At 43.8% G+C, this 10,227-nt stretch carries 7 protein-coding genes and 2 pseudogenes; 6 read left to right on the forward strand and 3 right to left on the reverse strand.

From position 1 onward, the window contains the following. Nucleotides 1-39: 39 nt before the first annotated feature. From AB4653_RS05175 to AB4653_RS05185, 3 genes are read left to right on the forward strand one after another with little or no spacing between them, the layout of a single operon-like run. Nucleotides 40-1,731, forward strand: coding sequence for an SgrR family transcriptional regulator (locus tag AB4653_RS05175; RefSeq protein ID WP_009845323.1), 1,692 nt, complete (start codon nt 40-42; stop codon nt 1,729-1,731). Nucleotides 1,732-1,761: 30 nt separating this feature from the next. Next, nucleotides 1,762-2,670, forward strand: a complete 909-nt coding sequence (locus AB4653_RS05180) for a DMT family transporter (protein ID WP_009845324.1) — start codon at nt 1,762-1,764, stop codon at nt 2,668-2,670. A 21-nt stretch (nt 2,671-2,691) separates the two neighbouring features. Beyond that, the gene (locus AB4653_RS05185; RefSeq protein WP_009845325.1) at nt 2,692-2,943 is read left to right on the forward strand and encodes a hypothetical protein; all 252 of its coding nucleotides are present in this window, start codon (nt 2,692-2,694) and stop codon (nt 2,941-2,943) included. Between the two features lie 79 nt (nt 2,944-3,022). Here AB4653_RS05185 and AB4653_RS05190 read toward each other — a convergent pair whose 3' ends face one another. Beyond that, nucleotides 3,023-3,631, reverse strand: coding sequence for a DUF2238 domain-containing protein (locus AB4653_RS05190; protein ID WP_009845326.1), 609 nt, complete (start codon nt 3,629-3,631; stop codon nt 3,023-3,025). Nucleotides 3,632-3,831: 200 nt separating this feature from the next. On the opposite strand from AB4653_RS05190, the gene AB4653_RS05195 reads away from it, so the two are divergent. Continuing rightward, nucleotides 3,832-4,671 carry an isopenicillin N synthase family oxygenase gene (locus tag AB4653_RS05195; protein ID WP_009845327.1) on the forward strand — a complete coding sequence of 280 codons (840 nt, stop codon included), beginning with the start codon at nt 3,832-3,834 and terminating at the stop codon, nt 4,669-4,671. Nucleotides 4,672-4,960: 289 nt separating this feature from the next. Next, a complete protein-coding gene (locus AB4653_RS05200; protein WP_009845328.1) occupies nt 4,961-5,581 on the forward strand; it encodes a DNA-J related domain-containing protein in 621 nt (206 codons plus the stop codon). Nucleotides 5,582-5,761: 180 nt separating this feature from the next. On the opposite strand, the gene mrdA is transcribed toward AB4653_RS05200, so the two are convergent. Then, on the reverse strand, nt 5,762-7,660 hold the full coding sequence (mrdA, locus tag AB4653_RS05205; protein WP_009845329.1) for a penicillin-binding protein 2: 1,899 nt from the start codon (nt 7,658-7,660) through the stop codon (nt 5,762-5,764). Nucleotides 7,661-7,900: 240 nt separating this feature from the next. Further along, nucleotides 7,901-9,541: pseudogene (locus AB4653_RS05210) on the reverse strand (P-loop domain-containing protein); the annotation flags it as partial. Here AB4653_RS05210 and uvrC point away from each other — a divergent pair. Beyond that, a pseudogene (gene uvrC / locus AB4653_RS05215) lies at nt 9,513-10,227 on the forward strand (excinuclease ABC subunit C); the annotation flags it as partial. The pseudogenes AB4653_RS05210 and uvrC overlap by 29 nt on opposite strands.

Consider the following 10,227-nt stretch of genomic DNA (forward strand, 5'->3'; position numbering starts at 1 on the left):
AAACTGAATTCAATGTCCTTTGAATAAGTTTTCCTCTTTATGAGCAGCCCAAGACTTCGCGTTCAATTTGAAACCCTGTTTGAATACTTCGATGGTAAAGATTCTGATGTTCAGCTCGACGACATCACGGATGTGCTTTGTTGTACCCGTCGTAATGCCCGGATGGTACTCAATAAGCTTGAAGAAGAAGGATGGGTTGAGTGGTTACCTGCGGCTGGGCGAGGCAAGTTATCTCAACTTATTTTTAAGCAGAATCGTTGCGATGTCAGTGAAAACTTAGCAAGACGCTACTTACAAGAAGGTAAAATTGGACAAGCGCTGTCAGTGCTTGATCACAATGCAGCCAAGCTGACTCAAGTTATTCAAAATTACTTGGGTGTGCAATACCAGGAAGGTGAGCAGGTTATTCGTTTGCCTTATTACCGACCGCTTTCTATGCTTAACCCGACAAAGTCGATGCGACGATCTGAGCAGCATATTACCTGTCAGGTATTCAGTGGGTTAACACGTTTGGATGAGAACGATCAATTACAGCCCGATCTTGCTCATTCATGGCAAAAAATCAGCGATTATCAATGGCGATTCTTCTTGAGACCCGGAGTCCGTTTTCATAACGGAGAGCCTTTGTTAACTAATCATGTTGTGGATACGCTGCTAGCACTCGAACCTCTCAATATGTTCTCACATATAAAAGACGTCTCTTCTCCGGCAAACTGTGTGGTTGATGTCTTTTTAACGCGACCAGATAAACACTTCCCACTCGCTCTGACTGAATCTGTTGCCAAAGTCACCTTACCGATGATTTTACGTGGTGAAGACTACGATATTCGACCGATTGGTACTGGCCCTTATCGCATTGAAAAGAACGATGAGAAGCAACTCGTGCTAACGGCTTTTAACGGATATTTTGGTTTTAGGTCATTGATTGATCGTGTTGAGGTTTGGGTTGTTGATGAGGCTTACTCTTCAATGGTTTACCCAAGTCTTTCTAAGCCTGTAATGGCGGATCGCGGCGATAGCGACGAAGTCGAACTTGATCCCGGCTGTACCTATCTACTGTTGAATCGGAAAAAGGGCATCGCACAAGATCCTGCATGGGCGCAATTTTTATCTAATACTTTGAATGCGGCCGATCTGTTTGTACACATTCCGAAAGAAACTGTTATCGATTTGGGAGTGTTACACGCTTATGGGATAAAGCCCGGTTGGTATGACATCAAGTTGAACACGCCGGTTTGTCCACCAGCGAATGCGAAACCAACCATTAGATTGGCTTACCAATGCCAACACCCAATGTTTCCAACACTTGCGAAGGCTATTGTTACAGTGTTGAAGCAATATGACGTCGACGTTGAACTTTATGGTTACGAAACCGATCCTCCACACGCCGATAATGTCGATATTTGGATTAATCCAATGGGTATCGCTAACAATAGAGATGACGCGTTAGCGGGCTGGTTGATGGATTACAGCTTTCTCGATGAATCTAGCCCGGCAGAAGACTTCGATCAATGGTGTCACATGATCGATCGTTGGCGCTCGGGCGAATTCGAGCAATTCCCAGCAAGACAGTTAGGTAAACAATTGGTGCAAAGCAATCAATTGATTCCAATGTTCCACTGTTGGTTAGGCGTTAACAAAGATCAATGCGGTACGCTGCAGAACGCAAAGTGTAATGCACTCGGTTGGTTCGACTTTAGCCAAGTTTGGGTAAAACCGGACGTTGACTAAGACCAGAGATAACTTGATTAGGACAACACGATGCAAACGGTGATGATCACATTTATAACGCTGGTGGCGTTTGCTGCCAATTCAGTGTTGTGTCGTTGGGCTTTGATGGATCAAACCATTGATCCTTTGAGTTTCTCGATCGTTCGTATCATATCGGGTGCCCTTACACTTCTGATTTTATTAACTTTGTCTTCCCACTCTAAGTCTAGAGAGGAGCTAGTAAACAACGACAAGTCGGTAGAGACAAAGCTCAAATTACCGTTTCAATTCACATCAATATTGTCACTCCTCGTTTATATGTTTGGTTTCTCGTTTGCTTACTTAGAGCTTGGTGCAGGTCTCGGTGCTTTGGTTCTGTTTGTCGCGGTTCAATTTACGATGATTGCCGCACACCTGTTAGCTGGCAATAGAATGTCATTGTTAGAGTGGTGTGGTTGTTTGTTGTCAGTTTCTGGGCTCGTTTACTTACTCATGCCGACGGATTCGACAAGTTCGCCCGATATAACCTCCATCATATTGATGGCTCTGGCTGGAGTAGGTTGGGGGATTTATACACTTGCGGGTAAGAAATCCACGAACGCGTTGCAATCCACTACTGCCAACTTTGCATTTAGCTCGTTAGTGATCCTTGTGTTAGTAAGCCTGTTACTTGTCATCCCTAATGTGGCATCGCAAATATCCATCACAGAACAAGGCTTGATTTACGCAATATTGTCGGGCTCAGTGGCTTCTGGTGTGGGTTATAGTTTGTGGTATTACGTGGTGAAAAAACTGGATACAGTGGTCGCATCCATTGCACAGCTTTCTGTTCCCGTTATCGCGACACTTGGTGGCGTTTTGTTGTTATCTGAACCTGTTACTATGCAATTTATTATCTCATCGACTGTTATCTTACTTGGAATAAGCTTGGTTCTTGTCGCACCTAAACTTAAGAAATAAAGGGTTCAATCATTAACTTCTATGGCTAAACCAAACAAAAAACAACCTACTAAAACGGTCCAGATATTCTGCGCTAAATGTAAGACACAACTTTTCAAGTATCGAAAAGGCGGCAAAGGGGCGCTCGTAAAGTGTTTTAAGGAACGGATCGTTGAAGATTTCACAAAAGACCCTTGTGTGTGCCCTGAATGCGGAATTGAATTTGCGCGAGATACTTTGGTTCGAGGTACGCCTGCCTACAAATTTGTGGGTGGCAAGGTAACTATGAAGTAGTTGAGAAGAATAAATGCCGCAGCACATCATGCGTGTGGCATTTCACATTGTTTTTTATATTCAGAAGAAAGGTTAGAGCTTAATGAGCTCTAACTCGTCCTTGAAGTTGCAACAGTAATAGCGAGACAATGGCACCCGTTGTATCACACAGCATGTCTTTCTGTGCATCCCAAATATCACCTTGTGAGCCAAGGAACGCGATACCTTCATCACCACCTGCAATTTCTGCATACCACCATTCTATAATCTCGTAGCCAGCTGCTACACTCATGATCGCAAATAGGGCAAAGAAACAGGCTAGTATCGGCTGAGCCAATTTCTTACGAATCAAATACTCTGCGAGTGGATAGGCATAAAGACCAATAGAGAAATGGGCTACTCGGTCAAAGTTATTGCGCTCAGAGCCGATAAGGTTATTGAACCAGTCAAATGGCACTTCTGAGAAGGTATATTTTGCGCCTATCGTGTGCAAAATAAGCCAGATAAACATCAGAGCATAAGCTGTCTTAGAAAAGGTGAGCTTGGTGGATAGCCACCATATCCCGATAAGAATACCGAGAGCAGGGACGATCTCAGCGATCCAAACGGCTCTTGAAGATGGCGCAAAGGCTGAAAAGAGAAAGATAACAAGATAGACAGCAGTTAGTGAGAGTAGAGGTCTATTTTGAGCAAGTGGCGTAATTGTCATCATCAGATCCTTTATAAGTTTTTTGTATAGTTACATAATAATGAACAGTGTTCAATTGTGTTCTAATCACTAGATTTGTTGAAAAGTAGTGTTATCGCCCAGTATCTAGACAAACGGTTGGCGGAGTTTCACAAAAGTTTGATTTACAACAAAGCGATCCTTAAAATCATTGCATTACTACATAACAAGAAAGAAAAGTCATGAAACTGGAAACTGTCGATTACCTTGCTGACGACGCAGCAGAACAATTTGTTCGATCTCTACGTGAAACGGGTTTTGGTGTTCTTAAGAATCACCCCATCCCAAAAGAGCTTGTTGAGTCAATTTACGAGAACTGGTACCAATTCTTCATTTCTGAAGAGAAAGAGAACTTCCACTTCAATGTTGAAACACAAGATGGATATTTTCCACCTTCAGTTTCTGAAGTTGCTAAGGGCCACACTGTAAAAGACATCAAAGAATACTTTCACGTATACCCTTGGGGTCAGATTCCTGAACAGTTAAAAGAACAGATTCTAGATTACTACCAACGTGCTAATGCTTTTGCTCAAGAACTATTAGGTTGGGTTGAAGCACATGCGCCTCAAGAAGTACAAGAGAAGTTCTCAATCGCGCTTTCTGAAATGATTAATGGCAGCGAACAAACACTGCTTCGCGTTCTTCATTACCCACCAATGCAAGGCGATGAAGAGCCAGGTGCTATCCGCGCAGCTGCTCACGAAGACATCAACTTACTGACTGTTCTTCCTGCAGCAAATGAGCCGGGCCTTCAAGTTAAAGCTCAGAATGACGAGTGGTTAGATGTTCCATGTGACTTCGGTAATATGATCATAAACATTGGTGACATGCTTCAAGAAGCATCAGGTGGTTACTTCCCATCGACAACTCACCGTGTAATTAATCCATCAGGTGAACGCCAAGAGAAATCTCGTATCTCTTTGCCACTATTCCTTCACCCAAAACCGGAAGTTGTACTGTCTGAGAAGTACACCGCAAATGAATACCTAATGGAACGTCTAAGAGAGCTTGGTGTTATCTAATTAACTAGTTCCTTGTGCTAAAATTGGTATAGATATCAGAGGTCAGCAAAATTGCTGGCCTTTTTTTGTTTTTCCAAAGAGCTAAACCAATCATAGCCAATTACTGGTCACCTTAGCTGCGTAATTTTGATGGATAACGGGCTCTTGAGCCAAGCAATTGAATGTGGTGTTCCATTAAGCTCGACAAATCGTAGAAAATCGCTTTCAATTAAGAGAAGTCAGCCCACTGACCTAGGGCAATTCATCATGCCTAACAAGCTAACAACTTAATAACCCAAATGAGCCAACTATGTCGAATAATCAAGGTGTGAGAGCGAGCTTTCATAGCCATATGGAGAACCCTTTGCTCTGGCCCATTATGGAAGTGCTTAAGCGAAAACCAAGTGGATGGAAAGTACACACACTGGCGGCTTATCTAAACGACCTTGGGTTTATGCCTGTATTAGATGCAGCACCCGAGAAGGAGTTATTTAAAAAGAACTTTCTCATTATGAATGCGCTGTATCAGCTTCAAGAAACCTTGCACCCTGATGGTTGGCTTCAAGTTCAAGCAATGGATATTGAATTAATGAATGGAAGCTATCATGGAAATAGCCACAGCATTGATCACCAAGACCCTCTTCGAGACTACTACACTAATTGGACTAACTATGAAGCGGATGAAGGTGAAGTCAAAAGGCTGCTGAACGAGTTTTGGACTCGGTACAGAAAGTTTGTTGGCGCTGATACGCTCAATTTAGATAAAAACCGTGCATTGAAGTTATTTGATCTCCCTGTAGACGCAACGCATAAGGAAATTAGAAAGCGTTGGCGACAGCTGGCGTTGCGGTGGCATCCCGATAGAGACGAGGGCAATACGGCAAAATTCCAGACGCTTTGTGAGGCGTGGCATGTATTACGAAGTTCATAATCGACGTAACTCTTACTGCGCTGTTTATTGACTCTTTAGAGTGAAATTTAAGCCCTATATAAAATTGAAAGCCCCATGTTGTGAGTGACACAAGTGGGGCTTTGTCGTCATTATGCTTGTATTGTTACTAGGCTATGCGTTGTTACTAGATTAAGCGTCGTTACAACTTCATTTATTGTGCTATGAGTGATCTTTGTTTTCTCCACTCTTATGTTCGAATGCATAGTCGAGTACTTTACGGATATAAGGAGCACCGACCTTGGAACCACCATTACCGTGCTCGATGACCACAGTCGCAACATATTCAGGGTGTTCGTAAGGTGCGAATGCCGTGTAAAGCGCGTGGTCGAGTAAATGCCGAGCCAGTTTCTTGGAGTTGTAGACCTGATCTTTTGCAAGATCAAATACTTGGGCTGTTCCCGATTTACCGCCGCTAGTGTAGTCAGTTCCTTTAAATGCACGTCTGCCGCTACCTCGACTGCCGTGGTTTACGAGTCGCATCGCATTAATAGGTACATCCCATATCTCGTCTGGTACTTCAGTGATCGACAGCATCGGCTCAGGTTCAACCAGTTTTTGCGTATCAAAATCTTCACCGTGATCTAAGGTAGCTCTCAAGATATGAGGTGGCATTACCTTCCCATGATTAACTAGTACCGAGGTTGCTTTGGCAAGTTGCATTGGCGTGGATGTCCAATACCCTTGACCAATACCAATAGGGACGGTGTCACCTTGATACCAAGGGGTACGATAACGCATCATCTTCCACTCTCGAGTTGGCATGTTGGCGGTACTTTCTTCATAGATATCGATGCCCGTAGGTTCACCAAAACCAAAGCGATTCATCCAACTTGAGATGCGGTCGATACCTAAATCAAAGGCGGTTTGATAGAAGAATGAATCCACCGACTCTTCAATCGCTTGAGTTACGTCAACAGGACCGTGACCCCAGCGTTTCCAGTCTCGCCATGATTTAGAGTTGCGTTTGGAACCGGGAATTTGCCATGAACCGTGATCATCACGAATGGTGTTTTCTGATATAACATGCTCTTGTAATCCGGCAACGGCCATAAATGGTTTTATGGTGGATGCTGGAGGGTAAACGCCCAGTGTGGTGCGATTCACCAACGGGTGAGCAGGGTCATTCAATAGACGTTGGTAGTTCTTACTCGAAATGCCGTCGACAAATAGATTAGGGTCATAACTTGGGCTAGATGCCATCGCCAGTACACTGTTGTCTTTTGGATCGAGGATAACCGCACTTCCGGTTCGGTGATCAAGTTGTTCAAATACGTATTTTTGCAGTTCAAGGTCAATATTTAATACTATGTCTTTGCCTGCAACTGGCGGCACGTACTCAATAGTCCGAACAACACGGCCACGGCTGTTTACTTCAACTTCTTGATAGCCTTTGGTTCCGTGTAGGATATCTTCGTAATAGCGTTCGACACCGAGCTTACCAATAATAGTAGTCGCTTGATAATTCGCTTCGATGCCTTTTTCTTCTAGCTTCTTTAGGTCACTATCATTGATGTGTGCCACATACCCTAAGACATGGGTCAGCACCTCTCCATTTGGGTAAAAGCGCTTTAAGTTCGTATCAATCGATAAGCCGGGGAATTGGTACTGGTGCACCGAAAACTTAGCAATCTCTTCTTCACTTAGGTTCTCTAATATAGTGACAGATTTGAAACGGCGCGTGTTGTGATAACGTTTTTTGAATCGAGCGATCTGCTCAACATCACGCGGGATGTATTTGTCGAGCTTGGCGAGCATGGTATCGACATCATCTGTTTGCTCGGGAATCATCGTTAGATTAAACACAAGCTTGTTCTCGGCAAGCAACACACCATTACGATCGTAAATTAGCCCGCGAGTAGGCGCGATAGGCAATACTTTGATTCTGTTGCCATCCGCACGAGTTTGATAGCTTTCAAAATTGTCGACTTGAAGTCGGTACAGGTTGGCGACTAAGACGAGAGTGAACAGTAAGATCCCACAAAACGCCACGATTACACGGTTTTTGAATAGGTTTACTTCGATTTTATGGTCACGCATCTTAACGCGTTTATGATTCATTGAAGCCTCAAGAGTCTGTTACATTTAGTTACACCTATCGAGTCGGAACTTTATCTGAATATCGCCATAGTTTTGTAAAAGCTGTGTCATGATTTTGGGGATTTCTATGATTAAAGCGCTGACCAACAATGTAGTTACGTAAAGAGTGGCCGAATCAGATAGAAATATAGGAATTGAACGCAAAAAAACGGCCCTCATAAATGAGAGCCGTAACAATAAAGATTAACTTAACGCGAGGTATTAGTTCGAGCTCGAAGGTTTGAACTGAGATTTACGCATACGGTTTAGTGCGGCCATTACATCCAATACTCTTGGTTTCGCTAAGTCACCGTAGTTTGGCATGTTCACGTGCCACTCATCGCTTAAGATAGCGCTAAACTCTTTAGCAGGGTTGTTTGACCAACCTGGAGTTTGTGCAAACTGGAACCAAGCCCAACCAATCGCGTTTACTTCTGACGTTGATTCTAACTGCTCTAATGCAGAAAGGTCCGCGAATTCCTTACCAAAACGCAGTGACTCTTTGCCTTTCGCGTTAACTCGGAATTTGCCGTCAGTAAGAATGTTCATCAATGCTGCGCGGTTTAACGAACGAGGAACAAACGTTTCTAATGCGGTCTCACATTCGTTAGTTCGCTGAGTAGGGTGTTGAGCGATGACTTCTTGTGCTTTATCAGTTACGTCTACCGCTTGGTAGTCGTGCATTTGAATAACAGTGTCAGCCACGTCTAGGTAATCGCCAGATCCACCCATTACAACAATGGTAGAGATATCCATCTCTTCACGAAGTTGGCCAATACGGTCAACAAGTGGAGTGATTGGCTCAGCACCTTTTGATACTAGAGCTTGCATACGTTCGTCACGAATCATGAAGTTAGTCGCTGACGTATCTTCATCAATAAGTAGTGTTTGAACGCCTGCTTCAATCGATTCTTGTAGCCAAGCCGCTTGCGATGTAGAACCTGATGCATCTTGTGTGCTGAAATTAGACGTGTCTTTCTGCATTGGTAAATGGTTGATGTAGTTTGAAAGATTCAAGTTATGTACACATCGGCCATCTTCAGCACGGATCTTCATCGTATCGGTCGCAGTCACGATACCTTCACGGCCATCACCAGGAATATGGTTGTAGATAGAACGTTCAACGGCGTTCAATAGTGTAGATTTACCATGGAAACCACCACCAACGATCAGCGTGATGCCTTTAGGAATACCTAGGCCAGTCACATCACCTTGGTTTGGCGCGTTTAGCGTCACACTTAAAGACTCTGGTGCTAGGAAAGGAACTGCGCCTTTCATTGGCAGGTCGCAGTTACCTGCAATACGAGGTAATACACTGCCATTTGCAACGAATGCTGCTAGGTTGTTTTCTTCCAATTGAGCACGCAATGCGTCTTGGTCTTCAACAGCTTCACAATGCTTAATCATCGCTTCGATGTTGAGTTCGCGTTCAAGCGTTGCGCGACGAATAAACTTAGGCAAATAGAATGTAATGATGTTGATTGCTTTCTTTGCAAGAATACTACGACCATCAGCGGGTAGGTTGATACGAAAACGAATTTCGATACCGTGCTCGGTGAAAACCACAGATGTGTTATCCAAAACAGTTTGGCCGGTTAGTGCGATAGACACGGTCGCTTCTTGCTTAGCAAATTCAGAGAAGCTACGTGCAATAAAATCACGCGCTGCTACTTGGTATTCGTAAGATTTTTCTTTAAGCCAATCTAACCCTGTTAACGACCAAGCGCGTGTTGCGCGAAAACGTGAAGATGATGCATACGGGTCACCTTGAACGTGGTCGATGTGTAATTCGAAATCAGCAAAGTCGTATTGACCTTTAATTTGTTGATATGCGCGGAAGTTTTGTTTTTCGAGCTTTTTAAGCCAATATTATCTTGCGCATAATGAAGCGAGAACCATCCCAACTCGTTTGATTCTCAATGCCGATTTGATGGAAGATATCACACCGATTCAAGAAGCCTTGTGTGAAGTGGCGGGTCGTAAGATTCACTTCAATACCAACCCTTCAGGTACTCGAGGTCGTTACCTTAAACTCTCGAATACCAATGCATTGACGGCTATTACCACTAAGATTAATCACAAGATGACCATCAATCAGCGCTTTAAAGAGCTTCAAGAAGTGTTGTCGATGGATGTGATTAAACGGATGGAATGTTTTGATATCAGTCATACCATGGGTGAAAGTACGATAGCGTCTTGTGTGGTGTTCAATCAGGAAGGCCCTGTTAAGCCGGAATACCGCCGTTACAACATCACTGGCATTACCGGTGGTGATGATTACGCGGCAATGGCTCAGGCGCTTGAGAGGCGTTACTCGAAGCAACTTGATGTCGATAAGATCCCAGACATCATTTTTATCGACGGTGGTAAAGGTCAGCTCAACCGCGCTCATGAGATCATTTCTCAATATTGGGGTGATTGGCCATTTCGACCAAGAATGATGGGTATAGCCAAAGGGGTTACGCGTAAACCGGGTTTAGAAACCTTGGTGACTCTTGAAGGCGAAGAGTTCAATTTACCCAGTGATGCGCCAGCGCTACACCTTATCC

It is taken from the genome of Vibrio sp. 10N.222.48.A3 (assembly GCF_041475345.1).
Classification (GTDB): Bacteria; Pseudomonadota; Gammaproteobacteria; order Enterobacterales; family Vibrionaceae; genus Vibrio; species Vibrio tasmaniensis_A.